The following is a 23490-nucleotide window of genomic DNA, read 5'->3' on the forward strand; positions in this document are numbered from 1 at the left end:
GAAGGTGAGTTTACATGAACAATCAAGGAGCTTACGTGCTGTCGCCGGAGAGGATATGGACGGAAGCGGAGCAAAAGCTGGTATGGCATAAACCGGATTCCCATAAAACGAGTCAGGAGGAACTGCGGATCACCGAAGAAATCAAACGCAATTGGCATCGCGGAGAGATGAAGATCGCCAATATTTTGCTGGAGGGCGATGCCGGATCGGGGAAAACGCAATTGGCGAAGGCGCTGTCGGCCAACTTGGGGCTGCCGTATACGAAGGTCACCTGTTTTGCCGATATGGATAAGTCGGATATCATTGGCGCTATTCTTCCCGTCATCGGGCCGGAGCAGATGGAACAGCTCGATTCCTCGGATCAAAAAGCGCTTCAGGCTTTGTACGAGAGCGATGGGTTCCGAAGTATCGCCGAAGTGCTGACAGAGGCATGGGGAGTGACGCAGGAGCAGGCTTCTGCCCGAATGAAACGGTTGTTACAGCAGGTTAAAGATCACGCCAAACGTGAAACGGTCGAATACCGCTTCTATCCCTCCGAGATCGTCAGAGCTTATCGAAACGGTTATCTTCTGGAAATTCAGGAGCCTAACGTCATTCGCGATGCCGCGGTGCTGATGGCATTAAATTCGGCGCTGGAGCTGGACGGCAGCATCAATCTCCCGACAGAGATCATCCGCAGACATCCGGATTTTGTCGCGGTGATTACCGCGAACCGCAGCTATGCGGGCGCCAGACCGCTGAACGAAGCATTGCGAGACAGGGTGCAGCATTCGGAGAAAATGGATTTGCCGACTAAAGAGGTCATGGTGGAACGGGCGAGGGCGAAAGTTGGATTCCACGATGAAGCGGTATTGAGCGTGCTCGCGGAAATCATTATTTTGCTGGATCAGACGGCTCGGGCCAATGCCATCAAAGGCGTTGCCGGCATGCGCTCATTCTTTTACTGGACCGATGCCGTAGCCCGAGGGGCTTCTGCCCGCGAATCAATGTACTATAAAGTGATATACAAAATGACGACAGATGCCGAAGAAATCAGGCTATTGGAGGAAGCGCTCGAAAAACGCGGGCTGCTCGCGGAACTGGATGACGTTTTCGAAAAAAAAAACGGAATTTGAGCGAAGCGGCGGATATTCAGTTGGAGGGAGATATTTTTCAGCAAAGCAATGAACTTGAACAACTCTCCGGGGAGCAAGGCGCTTCGTTCAAAACGTCGGCAGACCACGAAGGGAGAAGCACTGAAGTCCCGGATGACGCGGCTTACACCGAGCGATCGGAAACCGAGGGCGAAGCAGAACCGCAGTATCATCAGGTCGATCATAGGCAAGCACTGGAGGAGTCCAAACAGCAAGAGCGGGATATTCGCAAAAGACTGAACCGGGATGCACGGCAGATCGCTGCCGATTCGGTCCACCGAGGGATCCGGCTTATCGTCCATCGTCCCGACTACAGTGTCCAGGATCAGGAAGCGTATCTTCGCATGAGCAAAGAGCTGTTCCCGATCATTAGGGAAATCGCCAGGAAGGCGCTTCCGCTGCTCCAGCATGAAGAGTCACCTGACTTTTCAAAGAATCGCTATTATGGCAGCAGGTTTCAAGCGGACCACGTGGCCTATGGGGATTATCGATATTTTGCCCAAAAACGTCCGCCTTCCGAATCTCCATCCCTGGTCGTTGGACTCAGGGTCGATGAATCGGCCTCCATGTCTGCGTTCGGAAGGCTGGAAGCCGCTAAGCGCGCAGTCCTCGCAGTGTATGAATTTTGCCGCATGTGCGATGTGCCTGTGCTGATCTACGGGGATACGGCGGATGTATCCAGGCTGGAGCAAATGTCCGTTTTTGCGTACGCGGATGGTGACAGAACAGATGATAACGACCGCTTTCGGTTGATGACCATCGCGGCCAGAAGCAACAATCGGGACGGCCTTGCGTTGCGGATCATTTCCGAACGACTGGTGGCTTCCACGCAGCAAACCAAGCTGCTCATCAGCATTAGCGACGGTCAACCGAAAGCGATGGAGAACTACACGGGCAGCTATGCGATGGGAGACATGCGGCAAACCATCGAAGAGTATGAACGAAAAGGCATTACGTTTCTGGCTGCCGCCATTGGGCATGATAAAGAGCTCATCGGCGACATTTATGGCCAAGAACGATTTTTGGACATTACGGATCTGAAGGAATTCCCGGCCAAGTTGGTGCGTACGATTGCGCGTTACCTTTAGATGCTGCGGATGAAGCTGAAGCGCTGTACAGAAAACAATCGTTTTGGAGCCGTCGATGTTTGATTTTGCAAAATGGGTGTTATTGATATACATTCCTCGGAATACAAATTTATACTATGATTAGGGCGTACCTGAAACTTGCCTATAAGATGAGTTTTCAGGTACGCCTTAGTACTTCAAGTTTGGAGGAATCCCATTGTATAACGCAGGTTTTTGGGTCAGACTCGCTGCAAGCATTCTGGATAGCATCATCATCACGCTGCCTTTGGCCGTCATTGCAGGCATCCTTACGGGAGATTATGACAGCAACAACCCGGTGGCGAACCTTCTTAGCGGGCTGTATTCGATGCTTCTGCCGGTATTTTGGCAGGGCCGGACGATTGGAAAGCGCATATGCGGAATTCGAATTCGGAAATACGACTCGCATGAGCCGCCGACCATCGGCACGATGCTGCTGCGCGTCCTCGTCGCCGGGATCGTTTATGCCATTACGTTTGGAATCGGAATCATTGTGAGTGCCTTTATGGTAGGTTTACGCGAGGATAAACGTGCCATTCACGATTTTATCGCAGGCACGGAAGTGGTCTGGGATTAGGGGAAAGACCGAAGCACCAAAAACGTCGTTCCTGCATGCGAACGGCGTTTTTGTCGTTGATCCTTTTTATGAAAGGGAAGGGGATGACTTTGCGGCATAAGACAGAACAAGAAGATTTGATTTGTATTAACTCCTTGTTATATGAACCTTGTTATCTGTGACAATCCGTAGGTTAGTTAAGTCTCCATCCAGTTTTTTCAGACTCGGCAGCCATATCGCTAAAGTTGCACATACCAAAGGAAGAAGTCCAAAGGCGATGAACAAAAAAGGCAAACCATAATGCTCGGCTATTGCTGCGCCTGCCAGGGCACCAATAGGCTGCAATCCTCCGCCAATCAAAAAACGGATGGAGTTGACGCGCCCTTGCAGCTGCCGGGGGACGAGCGTACCGTGCAGCGATGAGCTAAGCGATCCGAAGAAAGGGATGGCCACACCCGTTGCAAATAGAAGAACAAGCGCAGAGGGATACGTCGGGAACAGCCCAAGCAAAACATGGAACAAACCGATCGCAGCCAGACTGCCAAGCATAACGGTCCTCCTTTTTTGAACATCGCCCATCCAAGAGATGATGGTCAGCCCTGCCAATGTGCCGATGGCTGAAGCTGTACTCAGCGTTCCAAGGGTGGCGGCGTCACGGTGCAGCACCTCCCGGACAAAAGGAACCATCATGGTCGAAATGGCAATGGAAGACATGTTGCTGACGGCTACCATCCCCATGATGGATAACATGGCAGGAAAGCGCAGATAAAACGTGAAGCCTTCTCCAATGTCTTTGATATACGACCGCAGCGAGAAGGATTTATCTGTTATTGTGTTTGGTTTCTGCATGGCAGGCAGACATAACAAGAAGCCAATGGCCATCATGTAACAAATGGCATTGATGCCCAGCGTCGGCAATGCCCCAGCGGCAGCGGTGGCAGCCCCTGCCAAAGAAGGCCCCAACAATGCTGCCGCATTACGGCAGCCATCGATCACGGCGAATGCCCGTACAAGTTTGCGTTCTTGCGCCACTCCAGGGACGACTGCCATGGCTGTAGGCATAAACAATGCGGAACAAGCACCGCTTAATACGGCAGCAAGAAATAACTGCCATAATTGCAATTGTCCTGCAAGGCCCAAGCCGAGAGGAAGAAGCAGGGCAAACAATCGTACAGCAGCCAGTCCGGCCATGAATCGGCCACGGTGCAAACGATCGGATAGGGGGGAGCCGATCAGCCGAAAAACCAGTTCGGGAATGCCGTAACAGAGTGCCAAGGCACCCATAGCCAGTTTGGATGCCGTCAATTCGTACACAAGCCATTCCATGGCCAAGAGGCCGAATGCATCACCGAACGAACTAAGAGTAATGGTGGCCAGAAGGCCGTAATAACTGCGCTTGAGCATGAGGGTTCCTCCAGTTGGTTGTATTGCACAGAAAGGGGCGGGATGTTCTCCTATTTGCCTTGAATGTAAGAACCGATTTGCTGCGGGAGATCATGCAGTGCTTCAAGGCGCAGACTGTACGCGGTATTTTTTTGGTCGTAATGAACGATGACCAGTCCTGCTGCCCGCAGAGCGATAAGATGGTAGTGTATCGTGCTTTTGGACAATTTAACGTCACGAACGATCTCGGTAAAGGTCAGCTGTTGTCCAGCCAGCAGGCGCAGGATATACAATCTGGTTTCGTCGGACAATGCACGCGTCAGACGTAAAAGGGCATCTGTCGGCCGTCCCGGTTCGGGTGGCATAATATCGCAAGAATAGCTGCTGAAAATCACTTCATCATAGAACGCCGAAATAACAAAGGGACGGGCATGATATTGAGGAATCAGGACCACTTGTTTCAGTGCATCGCTAGGATACAATCTCATGCCCGCGGTAACCTGTTCGTAAACCTCAAGGCCATTGCTTCCGTTCAATGTGGAACGTCTCGTTTCTGCTTCCCGCGCAAGTCCTTCCAAAATGGCAGGGTCAATCTGGGAAAAATATTGCCGGTCCCATTCCCGTACGGCTTCGGCCGTCCGACTGCGCAGCTCCGGCAGATTGGAAGGGACGGTTAACTTGAGCTTTGCAGCGATATCGTACAGTTGCCCTGTGGACAAATCCTCCAACCAATTCAAAAAGCCATCTACCGATCGATCTCCCGGGCAGCTCCAGATATAAGGCGCAAGACTGAAATCGTCGGTGGCCTTCATGATTTCCCGCATTTGCTGCAGTTTTGTCGGTGCAAATCGGTCTTGCACATCACGCACCCATTGTTTTCCTAGATCGAGAACCCCATGATTTTGTTTGTTCATAAAAGCGGTCATGCTGCTGACACATTCATAAATCGGTGCAAAGTCAAACTCGACGTTGTCGTTCATGCGAATGGTTGCCCTCTCTTTCATTGGTTCTATATTTATAGAACAAATTCTTGTTTTATTATATACGAACTATAAGAGGAGTATCAACTACCATTTCCACGAATAGATGAGTTAAGGGTGGTGGTTATCACGAACCATCATTTGTGGGGGAAAGGATGGGATTATCAAAAAAGAGGGAGTAAGGATGGTTCATTCATTCGTACTGCAAAACAAAGAGCAGGAGGAAAACCTCGCTGCTCTTTTGTGCATTAGGTATTCTTTTTTTTAGATTCCAGTAGCTCACTATCTCACGGTGTATTCGAAAAGTTGATCCTGGATCTTGATTTCAGCCTTCAACGGCTTGTCGCTTTTGGCGACTTCGTTAGGAATTTCTACAAGATAAAGAAGGGTGCCTGATTTGAGCGGATCAATCGTAGTAATGTTCGTGTAAGTAAAGTCTTCACCGCCACCCTTTTCAATGGTACTAAACGTTCTGTAATCATATTGATTGTCGAATTTCAAATTGACCTCTGCAATTTCATCTGCACCGATTCCTTCGGTGTTCAGGTTTTTCGCTTTGATGGTCAAGGCAAAGTATGTGGAGTCTGCCTCTTTCGATTCGTAATATGTATAGAAAGTTCCTGGGTTGGAAGGCTCTATTTTTTTTGCAATTTTGCTTCCGCTCACCGTTATGTCGGCAAATTTTTCAATGGTTACTTTTTCTCCTTTCTTGAGTGGGGTAACCGTTTCTTCTTGTTTCTGTTCAACGACTTCTTCTGGTTTCGTTTCTTCGGTGTCGCTCGCATTCGAGTTCTCTGTCTGATTTTCACTTGTTGTTGAAGCATCCGTAGTCGTGGCCGACGGCGTGCTTGTCGTTGCTGTACTTGGAGTAGAAGAACAAGCTGTAAGCGTCAATAAAGTGGCAGCTAATAAAATTCCTGTAGCAATTTTCATTTTGTTATGTAGTCCTCCTGGAAATATTTATTTGTATAGTCTATCAGACCTAGGAATATTTTTCTACGTTTTATTGAAATTTGATTAAAATACAGGGCCAAGAAACTATTACGGCGATTCATGCTCCCGAGTTCACTCTTCTCGGTATTCATTCATTGGATCAGAAAAATTCGATTCGGAACAACATGCTGCCCTGAGGGGATAAGAAGAATATATGGAAATTTATGTTGACGGGTTGCTGCCGCTATGCTATATTACAACCAGTTAATAGTAATAATTACGATTAAGCGCGGGGAGAATCGAGGTCATATGGTGAACCAAATAGTCGATTTTGTCAAATTTAATCCAACGCAAAATATGACGATTCTTGTAACAACGATTTATGAAGACGATCTTGAACGACTGCAAACGGCCAAAGAACTTATGGCATATGGCCATCTTCATGCCGAACAGGTCGGATTCATCGAGAAACCCCGCATCATTTCGGCTAGCGCGGCTCTTCGAATGGCCGGTGGCGAGTTTTGCGGAAATGCCTGTATGGCCTTGGCGGCATGGCTGTGGTCCGATAACAACGATGACCGGCCGAATGAAGGTGAACTGATGCTGGAAGTTTCGGGAACCGATCGCTTGGTGGCTTGCCGGGTCAGAAGGGAAGGCGAGAATTACCGCTGCCGGGTTGAAATGCCTGTCCCTGTCGGCTTTGAAGCCTTCCACGTTTCGTATGGCGGCAGGATATGGCACATGGTCAAGCTCAACTATAGCGATGCCATCCATATCATTATGGAGATCCAATCTTTCAATGAGGCAATCCGGTCCCAAGCGGAAGAGTTGGCTCGTTTGCTGGGCAAAACGACGGGTCAATCGCTTGTCGGGATCATGCTGTATCAAGCCGACATTAGGCAAATGGCCCCGTTGATCTATGTCAGAACGCTCGACAGCCTGGTCTGGGAACGGGGATGCGGCTCCGGGACGGCTTCCATAGGAGCGTACCTGGCATGGAAGCTTCGGAGTCATGTCAGCGTGCAAGTCAAGCAGCCTGGCGGCATCATTGAAGCGGAGGCTTCGTACACGGACGGTGAGGTCACATCCGTCCGCATCGAAGGCAGCGTAGGTATCGTTGCACAAGGGAAAGCATATATTCATGTCGGCGAAACAGCAGAAAAGGAGGAGGTCGGTATCGCATGGCAACGATGATCGATTTTCAGCGCGAGCTGCATTCCTTCATGGAATCATTCACCGATTTGGCCCGCGAATTCGATGGAAGCGCAGGGCATGGAGTACGGTTGGAGCACATCATCAATGAATATTCGGGCTTTATTACCAATGAAAGAAATGAAGCTTTGTGGACCAGGCTGCTGTATGAGAAGCCGGCCACGTCAAGAAGACTGGGGGCAGAGCTCAGGCAAATTTCCGCCCGCTGCGTGAGCATGATGGAAAAGTATCGGGCTTGGAAGCTGGCGCGTGGGGAGATGCGGATCGACGACTACTTCCAAAACATCGAAGCTTGCATCGAAAAGGAGTTCGGCAGTTTTCGCCTGACGTCCGAATCTAGAGTGCTCATGGTCGGTTCGGGCGCATTTCCTATGACCCCGTTGATGATTGCGAGACGAACCGGAGCCGAGGTCGTCGGCATCGATATCGATGAAGATGCGCTTGCGCTTGGCCAAAATGTCATCCATACCCTTGGACCGGAGCTGAACGTCTCCTTCTTGTCATCGCCCTTGGATGACCTGGCCGGTATGGACCGGATTACGCATATTATTTTCAGTTCCACCGTGCCCGAGAAATACGAAATGCTCCATCGGCTCCACCCGCTGACTTCTTCGGAAATCGTGGTTGCAATGCGCTATGGAGACGGGCTCAAGTCCCTGTTTAATTATCCGATGCAGGAAGTGGATGAACGGGCGTGGAGGCTCGAAGGCTGCATTTTGCAACCCCGCGATGTGTTCGATGTCGCCTTGTATCGAAAGGCTCCGTAACGTTAAGGAAGAAAAAATAGACCAAGAAAGGATGGATGAGGTTTCGAATGAATCCATTTGAACGTGTGTTGATCGCTGGAACGGGTCCTGTCGCCATTCAGCTGGCTGTAACCATGAACCAGCAAGGCAGCTGCGCCGTTGCACTGGCAGGCAGGGAGTCTGCAGGCTCGTCGATTCTGTTCGCGGCGTTGGCGGAGAGTCGTGGGGCCATCCGAGCGGAAACACAGAACGAATCGCATCGCCGAATGCAAGGAGAGTGCAGGCTTGACCGGGTGTATCCGCGCTATGCGGACATTGATGAACCGTGGGATGTGCTCGTTCTAGCCGTTACGACAGATGCCTACTGCGAAGTACTTGAGCAGATGGATTCTTCTGTTCTGCGCCAGCTTCGGTGCGTCATTCTGGTGTCGCCCACATTCGGTTCGGGCAGTTTGGTCAGTCATTATATGCGTAACAGGGGCCATGATCAAGTGGAGATCATCAGTTTTTCCACATACTTCGGGGATACGCGATGGAAGGAAGGCACCCCTTCATTCCAGGTTCTGACGGCAGGCATCAAGAAAAAGGTATACGTCGGCTCAACTGCCCCGGCATCGCCTAACGTGGCACGCTTGACCGAGCTGTTTTCGCGGCTCGGCATTCAATTGCAAGATGCTGGGACGCCGCTTGCGGCCGAGACGCGCAACATTTCGCTGTACGTTCATCCGCCGCTGTTTATGAACGATGTCGCTTTGGAAGCCGTATTTCACGCATCCGCTCCAAGGCGATACGTCTACAAGCTTTTTCCGGAAGGACCGATCACCATGCGGTTGATTGAAGAAATGCTGGACTATTGGAAAGAAATCATGGACATCACGGAGCGTTTATCGCTTCCAAAATTGAATCTGCTCGCGTGCATGAACGAGGACAGCTATCCTGTCCGTCCGGAGAGCTTGGCGCGGGAAGATATCGAACGTTTTACGGAGCTGGAGCCGATCCATCAGCAATATCTACTGTACGTCCGTTATGCCTCATTGCTGATCGATCCGTTTTCCGATCCCGATCCTGAGGGGAAATACTTTGATTTCTCGGCCGTGCCGATCCGCCAGACTTACGTAAACAAGGAAGGGAAGCTGGATATTCCCCGAATGCCGAAGGAGGATTACTATCGCATCAAAATCATTCGCGGCATGGCCCGACGCCTCGGCGCAGCCAGTCCGGTGATGGACCGTTTGATCGCAAGGTACGAATCTGCCTTGGAACGCGCTGCGGCCATTCATGCCCCGTTCCCGTTATCCCGAGCCTTTGCTGCGTGCAGCTTCGATGATCACGTCGACATGATCTGCAGCGATCCGATGATCAGAAAGAACGATGGTTCCGCGCAATCCATATAGCTGCCGGTCACGGCAGCCATAACCTATCATGAAATCGAATCAGGAGGAATCAAGGTGTTATCAATCAGGCATATTCCCAAATTAGCAGCATTGCTGCTCATCGCATCGCTATTTCTTGCAGGGTGCGGTACAACTTCAGGACAAGGAGAGACGTTCAACCAAACGGCAAGTTCGCCGGAGGATGCCGCACGGCCATTCGAATTGGTCTACGCGACTGCCAAGGATATCCAGGACATGAACCCTCACCTGTACACCGGGTCGATGTCGGCGCAGGGCATGGTGTATGAATCTCTCGTGGAGAATACCTCCGAGGGCATCAAACCGCTGCTGGCGGAGTCCTGGGACATCACGGAAGACGGCTTGACCTATACGTTCCATTTGAGAAAAGGGGTTCAATTCCATGACGGCACGCCGTTCACCGCGGACGCCGCAAAGCAAAACATGGATGCGGTGCAGGCCAACGCCGAGAAGCACAGCTGGATCAAATTATCCACCAAAATTCAAACCATCGAAGCGGTGGACGAACACACGCTCAAGATTAAATTGAGCGAACCGTATTACCCGGCATTGGCCGAATTGTCCATGACGCGTCCATACGTGTTTTTGTCGCCCAACGATTTCAAGGACGGCGGGACGAAAGATGGCGTAAACGGATTTCATGGAACAGGCCCTTACCGGATCACAGAGCATAAACCGGATGAATATGCCGTGTTCGAAGCCAACGAAAATTATTGGGGCGACGTGCCGCAAATCCCAAAAATTACGGCAAAGGTGCTTCCGGCGGGAGAGACCACGTTCCTTGCCCTTCAAAAGGGCGAAGTCAATTTTGTTTTTACCGATGATCGGGGAGCGGATAGTTTGGACGTGCAGGCGATGGATCAGCTGATCCAGTCTGGAACGTACCAGATTATTCGCAGCGAGCCGATGAACACGCGCATGATCGTGGCCAACACGGGAAAATCGGGCAGCCCTGCCGCGGAAACGGCCGTGCGTCAAGCCATCTGGCTGTCCATCGACCGCGAAGCGATCAGTTCGGGGTTGACCGAAGGGACCGAGCTGCCTGCCAATACGCTGTTCTCCCCCAATGTCAACGATGCGGACGTGGAGTTGGAGGCAAGAAGCTTTGATCAAGCGAAAGCGGCGGAATTGCTGGACCAAGCGGGATGGAAAGCCGATGCGAACGGCACGATCCGCACGAAGCAAGGTGCGCCGCTGACGATGAATTTGTATTATGACAGCAATGCGCCGGCCCAGAAAGCGATGTCCGAGTTCATCCAGCATAGTCTTAAAAGCGTGGGTATGGAACTGAAACTTGTGGGCGAGGAGTCATCGTCCATTGCAAGCCGCAGGGCAAGCGGCGATTATGATTTGTTGTTCAACCAGACTTGGGGTCTCGCGTATGATCCGCAGAGCACGATCGCGGCATTCACGTCGGCGTCTGCGTACCGACATGCCACCAGCGGCATCGCGGAAGCGCAACAGCTATATCGGAAAATCGACGACGTGATGGTGTCCACGGAGGAAGGGAAGCGGAAATCGTTATACGCCGACATTCTCGGCATCGTGCACGACGAGGCCGTATTCATTCCGCTGACCTATGGCCGCGTAAGCATCGTTGCCCCAAGCGAGCTTCAAGGCATTGCTTTCAAACAGTCCCAATACGAGCTGCCTTTTGAGCAGATGTTCGTACGATAGGCCGCAGACGATGGGGAGTTATATGATTAAACGAATGGCGCTCACCGTGCCGCTGTTGGTTGTCATCTCTTTGCTTGCGTTTCTGCTTGTGAATCTTTCGCCGATGGATCCGGCGGAAATGGTGCTGCGCGCGCAAGAAGTTCCGGAGATTACGGAACCGCTGCTGGAACAGACACGCGAACGCTTGGGGATGGACCAGCCGTTGTTGGTCAGGTATGCGCAGTGGCTGGGTGACGGCTTGCGGCTAAACTTCGGAGAATCCTACGTGTCCGGGCAGCCGGTCTGGTCCATGCTGGGACCAGCAATGTGGAATACGGTCAAACTGACGTTAATATCGTGCCTGCTCATCATCCTGCTGTCGGTGTTCTTCGGCGTGGTTTGCGCGCTGAATGAAGGACGAACGCTGGACCTTTCCGTCAGGGGAGTGACGTTTCTGCTGACGGCGATGCCTTCATACTGGCTTGCTTCGCTATGCATCTGGTATTTCTCCGTGAAGCTGGATTTGCTGCCGACGAGCGGCATGGATTCGTATCTTAGCTACATACTGCCCGTGTTTGTCATTGCCTCGGGGTACGTCGGCTTGTATTTTCGCAACGTCCGCAGCGCCATGCTTGCCAACCTGCATGAAGGTTACGTTCGGTATGGCCGTGCTTGCGGATTGTCCGAAGGCACGATTCTGAAACATGTTCTTCGCAATTCGCTGCAGGTGGCCGTATCGATCTTCTGCATGTCCGTCCCCATCATCCTTGGCGGCACCGTGGTCATCGAAAACGTGTTTGCCTGGCCGGGAGCGGGCAGATTGGCCGTCAAAGCCATATTGGGCAGGGACTTGCCCGTGATTCAGGCCTACGTGCTCGTGTTGGCAGTCACTTTTGTCGCGTTTAACGCACTGTCCGATCTGATCCATGCCGCTCTCAATCCGCGGTGGCGGAAGGAGGCATCATAAACATGAACATCGTTCGCCGTTTGAGCCAAGACAAGCTTGCCTGCATCTGTTTGTCATGGTTGGGCCTGGTCATGCTGGCGGGACTGCTCGCTCCGTGGGTATCGCCGCATGCGCCGGATGCCGTCGACATGAGCCTGCGTTACGCGCCGCCTTCCTGGGCATATCCGCTCGGCAACGATCATCTGGGCCGATGCGTGCTGTCGCGGCTTATCTACGGGATTCGGCCGAGTTTGCTCGGGGTGCTGGCCACGCTGGGCATATCGCTGGGCATCGGAACGTTCGCGGGTCTGGCCGCCGGTTATTTCAAGGGAAGGATCGACAGCATCGTGATGCGGGCATGCGATGTCATGCTTTCCTTTCCGGGTTATGTCACGACGCTGGCGGTGGTGGGGCTGCTCGGGCCTGGCCTGGAAAACATTTTGCTCGCCTTTGTCATTTCAAAATGGGCTTGGTTCGCACGGGTAATTCGGACATCCGTCATGCAGCATTCGGAAGCGGGATACGTAAAGTTCGCCAAGGCTGCGGGGATCGGGCATTTCCGCATTCTACGCAAACATATGCTGCCGATGGCGCTGGCCGACATCGCCGTGGTCGCCAGCAGTTCGATGTGCTCCATGATTTTGCAAGTGTCGGGCCTGTCGTTTCTCGGGCTCGGCGTACAGGCGCCGACGGCGGAATGGGGGATGATGCTGGGTGAAGCAAGGGATGTTATGTTTTCGAAGCCCGAATTGATGGTTGCTCCGGGACTTGCGATCATTCTCGTCGTCTGTGCGTTCAATTTTGCGGCAGATGGATTACAGGCGGCCTTGGATCCCAAATTGGCTTCCTCCCGGCAAAGGAAAGAAGTAAAAAAGGAGCGTGGAACGTATGAATATGCTGGAAGTTGATCGTTTGCGCGTATGGGACGCGAAGAGCGGACACGTCATCGTGCACGACAGTTCTTTCCGGCTGGCCGCCGGAGAATGCCTGGCCATTGTGGGCGAGAGCGGCAGCGGCAAGTCGATGACCTGCCGCTCGATCCTGAGGCTCCATGATCCGTCCATTCGGCAATCCGGTGAGATCCGTTTTCAAGGCGAAGGCTTGTCTGACCTGCCGGAGAGGGACATGAGAGAGCGAAGGGGGAAACGCATCAGCCTGGTCATGCAGAATGGCATGAATGCCTTCGATCCGTCCTGCAAAGTTCGCGTTCATTTCAGGGAAACGCTGGGGCGGCACATGGGCTGGACGCGCAGGCAAGTCGATGAACGGGCGGAAATCGCCCTGGCGCAGGTCCAACTGCGGCCTGCCAAGGACGTTCTGAATAAATACCCTCATGAGCTTTCGGGAGGCATGCTGCAGCGTCTGATGATTGGGCTATCCCTGCTGCTGGAACCGGAGTTGATCATCGCGGACGAACCGACAACCGCGCTGGACGCCCTTTCCCAATATGAGGTGCTGGTGCAGCTCCGACAATTGAAGGCGCGCATCGGCTGCGCGATGCTGCTGATCTCGCATGATCTGGGTGTGGTGCGCACGATGGCTGACCGGATTTTGGTGATGAGACAAGGAAGAATCGTGGAGGAAGGGGATGCCGGGAATGTGCTGTCTCATCCGCGCCATCCTTATACGCAGCATCTGATTCATACCCGGCGCCAGCTCACGGAACCGTTCAAAGCGATGTTGGAGGAGGGCGGATATGCTGAGCATGAACGGCGTCGAAAAGTATTATAGTGCTGGGGGAATGTTATTCAGAAAGCGTCAGCACATCTTAAGGGACATCCATCTATCCGTTGCACCAGGCGAGTGCTTGGGAATAATCGGGGAGAGCGGCAGCGGCAAATCCACGATCGGACGCCTGCTCTTGGGCATCGAACGCCCCGATTCGGGCAAGGTGCTGCTGGAGGGACTGCCCGTCTCCCGCAGGTCCGTGCGTGCGGGCAGGGTCAGCGCCGTTTTTCAGGACTACACGTCGTCGATCCATCCTTTTTATACGGTGGAACAAGCGTTATGCGAACCGGTCGCAGCCCTTCCACGGTCAAGCGCATATCGCCAGGAGCTGCCGGAACGTCTGGACTTCTGGCTTGAACAGGTGGGGTTAAGTCCGGCATACCGCAAAAAATATGCGCATGAACTGTCCGGCGGCGAGGCCCAGCGCGTCTGTATCGCCCGGGCGGTATTGACCCGGCCGCAATTCGTTGTCATGGATGAGGCGATCAGTTCGCTGGACGTATCCGTTCAGGCACAGGTGCTCGAGCTGTTGAAACAACTGAAGGAAACGTATGGCATGGGTTATGTTTTCATCACACATGACATTCAGGCGGCGGCCTATCTGTGCGAGCGGCTTGTGATACTCAAGTCGGGACGGATTGAAGAAACGGTAGACGTGTCGAAGCTGGGACAGGTTCGGTCCGAATACGCCCGGCGGCTGTTGGCATCCTCGATCGTGTTATAAGCGGGGCCGCAGGGGATTTCCTTCGAGTCTTGCGCAAAGTCGCAACGGCGCAATCACAGTCAACCATTTTGAAGGAGGAACATGGGTGAATGGAGCTTTAGCTTGGCCTTTCATGCGCCTGTATCTGCTCACGCTGCTCTATTTCAGTGCCAATGCGGTGCTGAACGTCATCATTCCGCTCCAAGGCGCCGCATGGGACGCAAGCAGCGCGACGGTTGGCCTGATCATGGGCGCGTACATGCTGACCACGATGTTTTTCCGCCCGTGGGCAGGCCGCATCATTCAGAGGCACGGGGCCGTCAAAATACTTCGTATGATTCTGCTGCTCAACGGAGCAGCTTTGATTTTGTATACATTTACGGGCATTGGCGGCTATATAGCTGCCCGTTCGTTACAGGGCGTGTGCACGGCCTTTTTTTCCATGGCCCTGCAAATCGGCATCATCGAAGCCTTGCCTGACAACGATCGCGCGCAAGGCATCTCGATGTATTCCCTGTTCAGTTACATTCCCGGCATCATGGTTCCCTTTCTGGCTATTGCCTTGTGGCAAAGCGGAGGCATGCCGTCTTTTTCGGTGCTTCTGATCGTGATTGCCGTGGCGACGGCGATATTCGGATATACGATTCGCTCGGACCAACAGGAGCACCCTGACAAGAATAGCAAAGCGTTTGGCAGAGAAACGGAACAACGGAGCATGTGGGGCATGTTCGCTCAGCTGGTGAAGCAGCCTGCACTGCGAACTTGCGGCATGCTGATGTTGTCGGCATCCGTCGTGTTCGGGGCGGTCACGGCTTTTATGCCGTTATACGCGCAAGAGGTGGACGGGGCCAATGCGGGTGGGTACCTCGGCATACAGGCTGCGGTCGTCGTTGCCGCCCGGTTGTTCTGGGGGAAAAAGCTGCCTTCCGGGGCACGGTGGAGTGCCCCCTTGATCGTGGGCATGATGACGCTAATCTCCCTTTCGGCCTTGAGCATTAGTTACGCTGCCGGCGGCGGTGCTGCCTTCTTATATTTGGGGGCAGTGCCGATGGGCATCGCGCAAGCGATTCTTTACCCTGCACTCACCACGCATTTATCGTTCGTGCTCCCTGCAGAAGATCGGAATGTGCTGCTTGGCTTGTTCATCGCCACGGCCGATTTGGGCATTTCGCTTGGCGGCATGGTGATGGGAATGGTGGCGGATGCCGCCAATTATGCCCAAATGTTCATCGTATGTGCCGTGCTCGGTCTGGTCATGCTGCCTGTTGCCTATCGCCGCTGATGTCTTGCGTGCATTGGAGCGGCAGTATGATTTCATGGTTTGAAAAAACGCTGAAACGTTGAAGGGGTTTGTTTATGAAAGCTGCCTGATATCTGTCGTTTTTTTGATTCTGCATCGTCCCGGGCGGATGTCAAATCCCGATCCGATGACTTTTTCGACATGTTCCCGACTTTAGAGACAACCACTTCATGATTGGAGACGTTCATTATATAGAAAGGAATGGAATATAATGCAAGTCGATTTCTTAGTATGGAGTTGATCATGATCGTGGACGAGTCGAAGAATAAACGATGGAAAAAGGCGTTGTGCGGAGCGGCTGCTCTAGCTCTGGTATTAAACGGTTGTTCGTTGTCCAATGCGAAACCGACTTCGGTGCAGGTAGAAACAGAACGTGAGGTGACCCAGCCCGAGACGAGAAAGCCTAACGATGCTGCCGTTGATTCGGTCGTTTTAGGCGAGAATAACGGGATCGTTATCACGACGCCGGCCAAGAAAGGGAGCAAGATGCAGCGTGAAATTACGGTGGATTTGCGGGGAGATGTCCAGAAAACGTTTGTCTGGAACGCCGATATGGACGCGAATCGCCCGCCGACGATTGAGGAAGTTGACGTGAATGGGGACGGAGAACGGGAGATTGTCGTAAATATGAATGCCGGCAGGGGAACCGGGATCTCCATCTATGAAATTCATATTCTGAATTCAAACACGCTGGAGGAACTGGCGGTGGAGGACCCCATCCAAGCGTTAAATAAGAGGGTTATTTCTTCCGTGAAGCATGAGTCCGGGAAAACGTTTGTCCATGCAGAGTTGAACGGCCAGCATTTGAGCAAGGTGTATGACTATGAAGAGGGAGCTTGGGGAAAAAGGGTCGGTTTTGGCTCCATCGTATATTATGAGGTGGTGGATGGGCGATTGCGGGCAAAACTCGATGGCCAGGCCTCCATTTCGGAATTTCCGCTGCAGGTTGTGGTCGATTACGGCCATGATCTTCATATCGCGAATGTAGAACTCCATAGCGCTTACTTTATGGAGACGCCGCTAAACGAGGAAGATATCAACGTCTTGCTGCAGCACTGGCTGCCGAACGATGAGTGGGAGGTCAAACAGACGGATGATCAGTATACCGTGACATTCGTCAAAAAAGACCAGGATGCCGAGGCCATGGTGATGAAGGTCAATCCGATGACGGGCACGGTGCATGACAGCACTTCCGGAAGCCCGCTGAAAAGCCTTGTCAATAAGGATGCGCCAGATCTTGCGAAAATCACGAATGGCACACGGTATCAGGCTGAGCTGTATAAGTTGGCTGGGCCTTTGCTGGAAGCTGCCGATTTGCAGCCGGTTAACCGGGAATGGATCGAAGGATTCATCGGTGATGGATATTTGTTCGGGCGGGTGCAGCACAACGATCGGCAATTCATCATTAAACTGGATGTATTCACCGGGCAATGGGAAGAAATTGAGGATCCATTTGGGGAGTCGCCATGATGGCGGCTTTTTGCCGTCAAGTGTAATCGTTCCTGCCCTTGGTCAGGAGATGCACTCCAGAGACAAGGACAGGAACGAAGGGAGTGTTACTCGAAGCGTTCAATCACGATTTTGCCTGTCATACGGCCTTCTTCCAATATGGCATGGGCTTTTCGCAGATTGGCTGCGTTGATCGGGGAGTAGATTTTTGCCACCGTAGTCCGCAAACGGCCCTCGTCGACCATGCGGGAAACTTCGTTTAACAGGTTGTGCTGTTCTATCATATCCGCCGTCTGGAACATCGGTCTGGTGAACATTAGCTCCCAGGCAAACGTTGCGCTTTTGTTTTTGAGCAAGGTCAGGTCGAGCAGCTCATCCGTCTCCACAATGGAGCAGATCTTCCCTTGCGGGGCAATAGCCTCGGCCATGTTGGCCCAATGCTTCTCCGTGCTGTTCAGACAAAAAATGTAGTCAACGTGTTCGAAGCCCATCGCTTGAAGCTGGGGAACGAATGGTTCGTAATGGTTGATGATATGGTCGGCTCCCATCGATCTGGCCCAGTCGGACGATTCGGGGCGGGAAGCCGTACCGATCACGGTCAATCCGGCGTATTTGGCCAGCTGCGTTGCGATGGAACCGACGCCGCCCGCCGCGCCGATGATTAGAATCGTTTTGCCTTCGTTGCGCTCTTTGTCTGCGGTTATGTCCAAGCGGTCGAATAGTCCTTCCCATGCGGTAATGGCAGTTAACGGCAGAGCGGCTGCATGCGCAAAATCCAGCGTTGCCGGTTTGCTGCCGACGATTCTCTCGTCGACGAGATGGAGCTCGCTATTCCCTCCAGAGCGGGTAATGCTGCCTGCGTAATAGACTTCATCGCCGGGTTTGAACAGCGAAGATTCCGGTCCGGCTTGCTCGACCACGCCTGCAACGTCCCAGCCGAGCACTCTTGGCGTGCTTTCGGTCCGATTTTTGGGTGCCCGCACTTTAACGTCGACGGGATTGACGGAGATGGCTTTGACTCGAATCAGCAGATCCCTCCCTGTAGGCACAGGTGCATCGATCACCACGTCCAGCAGGCTTTCAGGGTGTTCGATTGGCAAATAGTTCAGTAGTCCAACGGCTTTCATTTGTTTGGTTGACATTATGGTTTCCTCCTCGGATATGCATGTATTATTGATTTATGGTTGTAAATATAACGCATATCAACTACCATGAATAGTACGCACATTAATGTTATGTAGTATACATTTGTATACCAATAAAAGAGGAGGCTGCAAAATGCGTGACCGCAAATCCGGATACGGCTATAGCCCGAATGAAGAAGGCTGCCCGGTGGAATATACGTTGGACGTCATCGGCGGAAAGTGGAAAGGGGTGCTTTTGTACCATATGATCGAAGGACCCAAACGATTTAATGAATTCCGGAGGATTTGTCCTGCCATTACCCAAAGAATGTTGACCCTTCAGCTTCGGGAGCTCGAGGAAGATGGCGTCGTGCATCGCGAAGTGTATCAGCAAGTTCCTCCCAAAGTGGAATATTCGCTTTCGGAATTCGGTCGTACGTTAGTGCCGATCATTACGGAAATGAAAATCTGGGGGGAAAAGTACAAAAAGTTGTCGGGTGCGGCTTCCGAACATGCGGAGTCCGCTGTGAAGTCGGTGCCTGATTCGATGTAGCGGGTCGGTTTCGCAAAGCTAAAAAGTTAGATCGTAGACGAAGGATGGCTTGTTGAAAAATAAGGCGTTTGAACTATTTAAATTCCAAATATTTACTTATAATATATAAATGTAAAAATAAAGGAGGAGAGTGTTATAAGTGAAAAAAAGTAAATTTATGCTTGTTTTTATGAGCATGATGTTGGTCTTGGCCTTCACCGGGCTGGGCCAGACCGAAAGGGCAGCGGCGGCAACGGCACGAACGCCCGTTGTTTTTGTCCACGGTCTAACAGGTTCGGATAGCAATTTTACGTTCATTGAAAGTTATTTGCGCAGCCAAGGCTGGGCGAAAGACGAATTGTTCGCCATTGATCTGCCGAGCAAACAGGGCAACCAACTGTTGAATTCGGCAGCGATCAGCCAATTCGTTGATGACGTGCTGCGCCAAACCGGCCATTCGAAAGTGAACATTGTGGCTCACAGTATGGGCGGAGCGAACAGTCTGTATTACATATTGAACCGCGGCGGAGCGTCCAAGGTCGACAAGCTTGTAACCCTTGGCGGAGCGAATCGCCTTACGACCAATACCGCGCCGCAAGGCATTTCGGTGACCTCGATCTATTCCTTGAACGACACGATCGTGTCGCCTGTGCTTTCCCGGCTGGAAGGTGCTACGAACATTCCGGTTTCCCTCGTGTCCCATGTCGGACTGCTGTTCAACTCGCGGGTGAACGGCTTGATCAAAACCGCTTTGAACGAATAGTTGAAACTCTACGCACCTAAAGATAAAAAGCTCTCGCAAATCTCCATGTCCAACACGGCTGCTTGAAGCAGTCGTGTTTTTGCATGTCTTTTTTACATGTCTGCCTGCTCGGTGTCATAACCAACCGATATTCCACCGAATGAACCGATCTTCCAGAACAGGGTGCCCAGGTGAATTGGTTCATGCGGCGGAGGATTGCACGATTGATGCGCAGGTATCGGACCCTTAACATGTGAACCACAGAACCAGCTCATCAATCCCATCATCCATTGCAAAAGGGGGCAAAGACAGGTATGGCTGACCGATCGGAAGCATCGACGCCGCACCCCGGAGTCAGCATTAACCCAAGCATCCGTGAAGGTTACTTGAGGAACATTAGAAAACACTGGATGCTCTATGTCATGATCCTTCCCGGCATTTTGTTTTACATCATTTTTAAATACATCCCGCTGGGGGGAAGCGTCATCGCTTTTCAGAATTATCAAATCATGAGGGGGATCTGGAACAGCCCGTGGGTGGGACTGGATAATTTCAAGTTCATTTTTACGTATCAGGATTTCTATCACGTTCTCCGCAATACGGCATTGATTGCTTTTTACAAGCTGGTGATCGGCTTTCCTGCTCCGATTCTGCTGGCACTCCTGTTCAATGAAGTAAGAAAAATGCTCGCCAAACGATTTTTGCAAAGCTTGTTTTATTTGCCGCATTTCTTATCCTGGGTCGTCGTCGGCGGGATCGTGTTTGAAGTGCTGTCCTCCGGCGGTTTCGTCAACATGGTGAGAGGATGGTTTGGCTTTGAAGCGATTCTGTATATGCAGCAGGAAAAGTATTTCCGCTCCATCGTGGTGTTGTCGTCCATATGGAAAGAAGTCGGTTGGGGCACGATCATTTACCTTGCTGCCATCAGCGGCATTGATCCGAACCAATATGAAGCGGCCGTGATGGACGGGGCGAACCGATGGAAACAGACGATGTATATTACGCTGCCCGCGCTGTTTCCGACCATTCTGATCCTGTTCCTGTTAAACATCGGCAACTTCCTGGAGCTTGGCTTCGACCAGATCTACAACCTGTTGACGCCGATGACGTACTCCGTAGGGGATATCATTGAAACGTATGTATACCGTTCAGGGGTGCTGCAAGGGCAGTACAGCGTAACGACGGCCATCGGCCTGTTCCAGTCGGTGATCGGTTTCATCCTGCTATGGATTTTCAATCGGCTGGCCAAAAAATCCGGGGAGGGATTGTGGTGATGAAGCAGACGTTCGGAGAAAAAAGCTTTCAGGTCTTCAACTACGCCTTTCTTACGGCAGCCGCCCTGACGATGATTTTGCCTTTGCTTCAACTGTTGGCGGTTTCGCTCAGTTCGCCGGTTGCAGCCGATTCCCAAGCCGTCTTCCTGTGGCCGGTCGAATTTACGCTGGATTCCTGGAAACATATTTTGAAAAGCACAGGATTATGGCAGTCGTTTGGCGTAACTGTTTTCATTACGGTAGCAGGTACGGCGCTCAGCATGCTTTTTTCGGTATTCACCGCCTTCCCGCTGTCCCGCAAGGAATTTCTGTTCCGGAAACAAGTGATGCTTGGCATCGTGATTACGATGATTTTTAATGCTCCGATGATCCCGTTTTTTCTGACGGTCAGGGAGCTTGGCATGATGAATTCGCTGTGGTCCTTGATCATTCCCGGGGTGATCGGTACGTTCAACATGGTCATTTTGCGTACGTTTTTCATGAATTTGCCCAAGGAGCTGGACGATTCCGCCCGAATCGACGGGTGTCATGATTTCCGCATTTTGTTCCAGATCTACCTGCCGCTCTCCAAACCGGTACTGGCCACGGTCAGCTTGTTCTATGCGGTGGGGTACTGGAATACGTTCCAGCGGGCGGTGCTTTTTATCCGCGATCCAGGGTTATGGCCCTTGCAAATGAAGCTGCGTGCGTATTTGACCAGCCCGGAGGAATTGGCTCAGGTGAACATGTTTCTCGGTGATTACAATTTCAATACAACGACGTTGAAGGCAGCAACGATTCTTTTTGCAAGCGTTCCCATCATTTTGGTGTATCCTTATTTGCAGAAATATTTCGTGAAAGGATCGCTGTTGGGGTCGCTCAAAGAATAAACGAGGATTGAGGGGGACAATTTCATGAGACAAGAATGGACACGTAAAATCGTACCGGCATTTCTCAGTCTGGCGCTCCTGCTGGTCGCGGGTTGCGGAAGCGGCAGCCCGAATGCCGGATCGCAGGACGGCGAGAATGGAGGAGGAAGCTCCGGTGCTGCCAAAGTCAAAGTATTCAAAAGCCACATGGGCGTAGGCACATTGCCTGCTGCGGATAATCCGCACGTGAAGTATGTCGAGGAGAAAACCGGCGTCCAATATGAACTGATCACGACACCTCCCGGATCGGAGCCGTCCGAATACTTGAATTTGTTGATCGCTTCGAATGAGCTGCCGGATATTTTGCGCCCGATCGGAGGCGTGGAGCAAACGCTGATTCAGCAGGGCGGTGCGCTGCCATTGGATGAACTGCTGCCCGAGTACGCACCCCATGTCTGGGAGAGCATTCCCCAGGAAGCGTGGGATATCGTGCGCTCCGCTTCGCCTGACGGCAAAATCTACTATGTGCCTAAAGTATTTCTGGTTCCCGAGCGTGCGCCACTCATTCGCAAGGATTGGCTGGATAAACTCGGATTGGAGATGCCTAAAACGACCGATGAATATGTGGAGGTACTGCGAGCTTTCCGGGACAAAGACCCGAACGGCAACGGCAAAGCGGATGAGCTGCCTACCAGCGGCAGGGAGTTCGGCCGATGGATGGACCATTTGTTTGCGATGTACGGGGTAGCCATGTGGGAAGGATATCCTGAATGGGACGAATATGACGGCAAAATCCAGTACGCAGGCGTAACGGACAACATGCGCGAGGCCATCAAGTTCATCCGGAAGTTATACGAAGAAAAATTGCTGGACAACGAAACGTTCCTCAACAAAGGGGAAGTATGGCAGGCCAAAATCAACAACAATCAAGTGGGCAGCTGGTATCATCTGCCGGCGAACGTGCGCGATCGGTACAATGCCATGCTGACGCAGGCGCCGGATGCTTACATTGCAGCGATGCCGCTGCCGAAAGCAGAGGGGTTCGAAGCGTTTGTCACGCAGAAAAGCATGGGTGAGCCGGAGTGGATGATTCCCACCGTAAACAAGGACAATGCCCCCAATGCCCTGAAATTGCTGGATTTTTTCTACAATGCTGAAAACGATGAATTTGGGCGCTTCGGCCTCGAGGGCGAACAGCATGAAGTCGTCAACGGACGCAAAGTGATCCTCCCGCCCGCAGACAACAAACCGCTTGCCCTGGGCATGAAAAATTTGACGACGGCAGAGGACATGAACAAACGAATCGAAGAAACGTATCCGGAAGACCAGCAGCAGATGGTCAAAGACATGTTTGTCGTCAGCACCGCCGATGCGCGCCAAATTGCCGGTGACGGACTCCCGGCCTCGGTATATGAAGGATTTCCGGATATCCAGTCCCATAAGTTGTTCCAGGAGGTTTTGACCAAAATTGTCATTGGTGAGCTCCCGATCGAGGCTTATGACGACTATGTGGACAAATGGTATGCTGCCGGCGGTGAAGCCGTGACCCAGCGAGTGCAGGAATGGTATGAGAAGGTTAAAAATTAAAAACATGCATTCGCTAACCTCCCCATGGCTTGCGAGCAGTTCGATGGCAAAAAAGGCGAAATTTCGTAGAAACGCGGGAAATGATGACGAGACGGGGGAGGAAAATTAGGAGGTAGGGCCGGGTCGTCTTGGTCACATCA

Annotated in this window: 22 protein-coding genes; 18 read left to right on the forward strand and 4 right to left on the reverse strand. The window is 52.2% G+C overall.

Annotated elements, in window-relative coordinates; all coding sequences use genetic code 11:
- Positions 1 to 14 precede the first annotated feature (14 nt).
- From L6H98_RS06500 to L6H98_RS06510, 3 genes are all read left to right on the forward strand, one after another.
- Positions 15 to 1115 (forward strand): AAA family ATPase, encoded by a 1101-nt coding sequence (locus tag L6H98_RS06500; protein ID WP_236413795.1) that lies wholly within the window; start codon positions 15 to 17, stop codon positions 1113 to 1115.
- On the forward strand, positions 1112 to 2221 hold the full coding sequence (locus L6H98_RS06505) for a nitric oxide reductase activation protein NorD (RefSeq protein WP_236413796.1): 1110 nt from the start codon (positions 1112 to 1114) through the stop codon (positions 2219 to 2221). The genes L6H98_RS06500 and L6H98_RS06505 overlap by 4 nt, the downstream gene beginning before the upstream one ends.
- A 190-nt stretch (positions 2222 to 2411) precedes the next feature.
- Entirely contained in the window at positions 2412 to 2816 is a 405-nt protein-coding gene (locus L6H98_RS06510) for an RDD family protein (protein ID WP_236414325.1), read from the forward strand.
- A 126-nt stretch (positions 2817 to 2942) separates the two neighbouring features.
- On the opposite strand, the gene L6H98_RS06515 is transcribed toward L6H98_RS06510, so the two are convergent.
- The 3 genes from L6H98_RS06515 to L6H98_RS06525 form a co-directional block, all read right to left on the reverse strand.
- Positions 2943 to 4199: an MFS transporter gene (locus tag L6H98_RS06515; RefSeq protein ID WP_236413797.1), complete on the reverse strand. Its 1257-nt coding sequence runs from the start codon at positions 4197 to 4199 to the stop codon at positions 2943 to 2945.
- Between the two features lie 50 nt (positions 4200 to 4249).
- Positions 4250 to 5158, reverse strand: a complete 909-nt coding sequence (locus L6H98_RS06520; protein WP_236413798.1) for a winged helix-turn-helix domain-containing protein — start codon at positions 5156 to 5158, stop codon at positions 4250 to 4252.
- A 282-nt stretch (positions 5159 to 5440) separates the two neighbouring features.
- Complete coding sequence (locus tag L6H98_RS06525) at positions 5441 to 6091, reverse strand: bZIP transcription factor (protein ID WP_236413800.1); 651 nt, start codon at positions 6089 to 6091, stop codon at positions 5441 to 5443.
- 309 nt (positions 6092 to 6400) lie between these two features.
- Here L6H98_RS06525 and L6H98_RS06530 point away from each other — a divergent pair, with 309 nt between their 5' ends.
- The 10 genes from L6H98_RS06530 to L6H98_RS06575 all read left to right on the forward strand — a co-directional run bounded on the left by L6H98_RS06530 (position 6401) and on the right by L6H98_RS06575 (position 17264).
- Complete coding sequence (locus tag L6H98_RS06530) at positions 6401 to 7285, forward strand: diaminopimelate epimerase (protein WP_356722656.1); 885 nt, start codon at positions 6401 to 6403, stop codon at positions 7283 to 7285.
- A complete protein-coding gene (locus L6H98_RS06535; protein WP_236413802.1) occupies positions 7273 to 8070 on the forward strand; it encodes an SAM-dependent methyltransferase in 798 nt (265 codons plus the stop codon). Before L6H98_RS06530 ends, L6H98_RS06535 begins: the two co-directional genes overlap by 13 nt.
- A gap of 47 nt (positions 8071 to 8117) precedes the next feature.
- On the forward strand, positions 8118 to 9443 hold the full coding sequence (locus tag L6H98_RS06540; protein WP_236413804.1) for an opine metallophore biosynthesis dehydrogenase: 1326 nt from the start codon (positions 8118 to 8120) through the stop codon (positions 9441 to 9443).
- Between the two features lie 54 nt (positions 9444 to 9497).
- On the forward strand, positions 9498 to 11138 hold the full coding sequence (gene nikA, locus L6H98_RS06545; protein ID WP_290371425.1) for a nickel ABC transporter substrate-binding protein: 1641 nt from the start codon (positions 9498 to 9500) through the stop codon (positions 11136 to 11138).
- A gap of 10 nt (positions 11139 to 11148) precedes the next feature.
- Positions 11149 to 12084 carry a nickel/cobalt ABC transporter permease gene (gene opp1B, locus L6H98_RS06550; RefSeq protein ID WP_236414330.1) on the forward strand — a complete coding sequence of 312 codons (936 nt, stop codon included), beginning with the start codon at positions 11149 to 11151 and terminating at the stop codon, positions 12082 to 12084.
- A 2-nt stretch (positions 12085 to 12086) separates the two neighbouring features.
- Positions 12087 to 12971, forward strand: coding sequence for a nickel/cobalt ABC transporter permease (opp1C, locus tag L6H98_RS06555; RefSeq protein WP_236413805.1), 885 nt, complete (start codon positions 12087 to 12089; stop codon positions 12969 to 12971).
- A complete protein-coding gene (locus L6H98_RS06560) occupies positions 12952 to 13794 on the forward strand; it encodes an ABC transporter ATP-binding protein (RefSeq protein ID WP_236413806.1) in 843 nt (280 codons plus the stop codon). The genes opp1C and L6H98_RS06560 overlap by 20 nt, the downstream gene beginning before the upstream one ends.
- Positions 13760 to 14515 carry an ABC transporter ATP-binding protein gene (locus tag L6H98_RS06565; protein WP_236413807.1) on the forward strand — a complete coding sequence of 252 codons (756 nt, stop codon included), beginning with the start codon at positions 13760 to 13762 and terminating at the stop codon, positions 14513 to 14515. Before L6H98_RS06560 ends, L6H98_RS06565 begins: the two co-directional genes overlap by 35 nt.
- A gap of 85 nt (positions 14516 to 14600) precedes the next feature.
- Positions 14601 to 15776, forward strand: coding sequence for an MFS transporter (locus L6H98_RS06570; RefSeq protein WP_236413808.1), 1176 nt, complete (start codon positions 14601 to 14603; stop codon positions 15774 to 15776).
- A 267-nt stretch (positions 15777 to 16043) separates the two neighbouring features.
- On the forward strand, positions 16044 to 17264 hold the full coding sequence (locus L6H98_RS06575) for a PliI family lysozyme inhibitor of I-type lysozyme (RefSeq protein WP_236413809.1): 1221 nt from the start codon (positions 16044 to 16046) through the stop codon (positions 17262 to 17264).
- A gap of 86 nt (positions 17265 to 17350) precedes the next feature.
- Here L6H98_RS06575 and L6H98_RS06580 read toward each other — a convergent pair whose 3' ends face one another.
- Positions 17351 to 18385, reverse strand: coding sequence for a zinc-binding alcohol dehydrogenase family protein (locus L6H98_RS06580; protein WP_236413810.1), 1035 nt, complete (start codon positions 18383 to 18385; stop codon positions 17351 to 17353).
- A 136-nt stretch (positions 18386 to 18521) separates the two neighbouring features.
- Between L6H98_RS06580 and L6H98_RS06585 the strand changes: the two genes are divergently transcribed.
- The 5 genes from L6H98_RS06585 (at position 18522) to L6H98_RS06605 (ending at position 23350) form a co-directional block, all read left to right on the forward strand.
- Positions 18522 to 18920 (forward strand): helix-turn-helix domain-containing protein, encoded by a 399-nt coding sequence (locus L6H98_RS06585; protein ID WP_236413811.1) that lies wholly within the window; start codon positions 18522 to 18524, stop codon positions 18918 to 18920.
- 169 nt (positions 18921 to 19089) lie between these two features.
- A complete protein-coding gene (locus L6H98_RS06590) occupies positions 19090 to 19662 on the forward strand; it encodes an alpha/beta fold hydrolase (RefSeq protein WP_236414332.1) in 573 nt (190 codons plus the stop codon).
- 389 nt (positions 19663 to 20051) lie between these two features.
- Positions 20052 to 20915, forward strand: a complete 864-nt coding sequence (locus L6H98_RS06595) for an ABC transporter permease subunit (RefSeq protein ID WP_236414334.1) — start codon at positions 20052 to 20054, stop codon at positions 20913 to 20915.
- On the forward strand, positions 20915 to 21784 hold the full coding sequence (locus L6H98_RS06600) for a carbohydrate ABC transporter permease (RefSeq protein WP_236413812.1): 870 nt from the start codon (positions 20915 to 20917) through the stop codon (positions 21782 to 21784). Before L6H98_RS06595 ends, L6H98_RS06600 begins: the two co-directional genes overlap by 1 nt.
- A 24-nt stretch (positions 21785 to 21808) precedes the next feature.
- Positions 21809 to 23350, forward strand: a complete 1542-nt coding sequence (locus tag L6H98_RS06605) for an extracellular solute-binding protein (RefSeq protein WP_236413815.1) — start codon at positions 21809 to 21811, stop codon at positions 23348 to 23350.
- Positions 23351 to 23490 lie beyond the last annotated feature (140 nt).

The sequence above is a fragment of the Paenibacillus sp. JJ-223 genome, from assembly GCF_927798175.1.
Taxonomy (GTDB): Bacteria; Bacillota; Bacilli; order Paenibacillales; family Paenibacillaceae; genus Paenibacillus; species Paenibacillus hubeiensis.

Bases quoted from the DNA above. Each gene is read 5' to 3' on its own strand.
- L6H98_RS06500 (WP_236413795.1), top strand. From the start codon at position 15: ATGAACAATCAAGGAGCTTACGTGCTGTCGCCGGAGAGGATATGGACG.
- L6H98_RS06515 (WP_236413797.1), bottom strand. From the start codon at position 4,199: ATGCTCAAGCGCAGTTATTACGGCCTTCTGGCCACCATTACTCTTAGT.
- L6H98_RS06520 (WP_236413798.1), bottom strand. From the start codon at position 5,158: ATGAACGACAACGTCGAGTTTGACTTTGCACCGATTTATGAATGTGTC.
- L6H98_RS06525 (WP_236413800.1), bottom strand. From the start codon at position 6,091: ATGAAAATTGCTACAGGAATTTTATTAGCTGCCACTTTATTGACGCTT.
- L6H98_RS06530 (WP_356722656.1), top strand. From the start codon at position 6,401: ATGGTGAACCAAATAGTCGATTTTGTCAAATTTAATCCAACGCAAAAT.
- L6H98_RS06535 (WP_236413802.1), top strand. From the start codon at position 7,273: ATGGCAACGATGATCGATTTTCAGCGCGAGCTGCATTCCTTCATGGAA.
- L6H98_RS06540 (WP_236413804.1), top strand. From the start codon at position 8,118: ATGAATCCATTTGAACGTGTGTTGATCGCTGGAACGGGTCCTGTCGCC.
- opp1B (WP_236414330.1), top strand. From the start codon at position 11,149: ATGGGGAGTTATATGATTAAACGAATGGCGCTCACCGTGCCGCTGTTG.
- opp1C (WP_236413805.1), top strand. From the start codon at position 12,087: ATGAACATCGTTCGCCGTTTGAGCCAAGACAAGCTTGCCTGCATCTGT.
- L6H98_RS06560 (WP_236413806.1), top strand. From the start codon at position 12,952: ATGAATATGCTGGAAGTTGATCGTTTGCGCGTATGGGACGCGAAGAGC.
- L6H98_RS06565 (WP_236413807.1), top strand. From the start codon at position 13,760: ATGCTGAGCATGAACGGCGTCGAAAAGTATTATAGTGCTGGGGGAATG.
- L6H98_RS06580 (WP_236413810.1), bottom strand. From the start codon at position 18,385: ATGTCAACCAAACAAATGAAAGCCGTTGGACTACTGAACTATTTGCCA.
- L6H98_RS06585 (WP_236413811.1), top strand. From the start codon at position 18,522: ATGCGTGACCGCAAATCCGGATACGGCTATAGCCCGAATGAAGAAGGC.
- L6H98_RS06590 (WP_236414332.1), top strand. From the start codon at position 19,090: ATGAGCATGATGTTGGTCTTGGCCTTCACCGGGCTGGGCCAGACCGAA.
- L6H98_RS06595 (WP_236414334.1), top strand. From the start codon at position 20,052: ATGCTCTATGTCATGATCCTTCCCGGCATTTTGTTTTACATCATTTTT.
- L6H98_RS06600 (WP_236413812.1), top strand. From the start codon at position 20,915: ATGAAGCAGACGTTCGGAGAAAAAAGCTTTCAGGTCTTCAACTACGCC.
- L6H98_RS06605 (WP_236413815.1), top strand. From the start codon at position 21,809: ATGAGACAAGAATGGACACGTAAAATCGTACCGGCATTTCTCAGTCTG.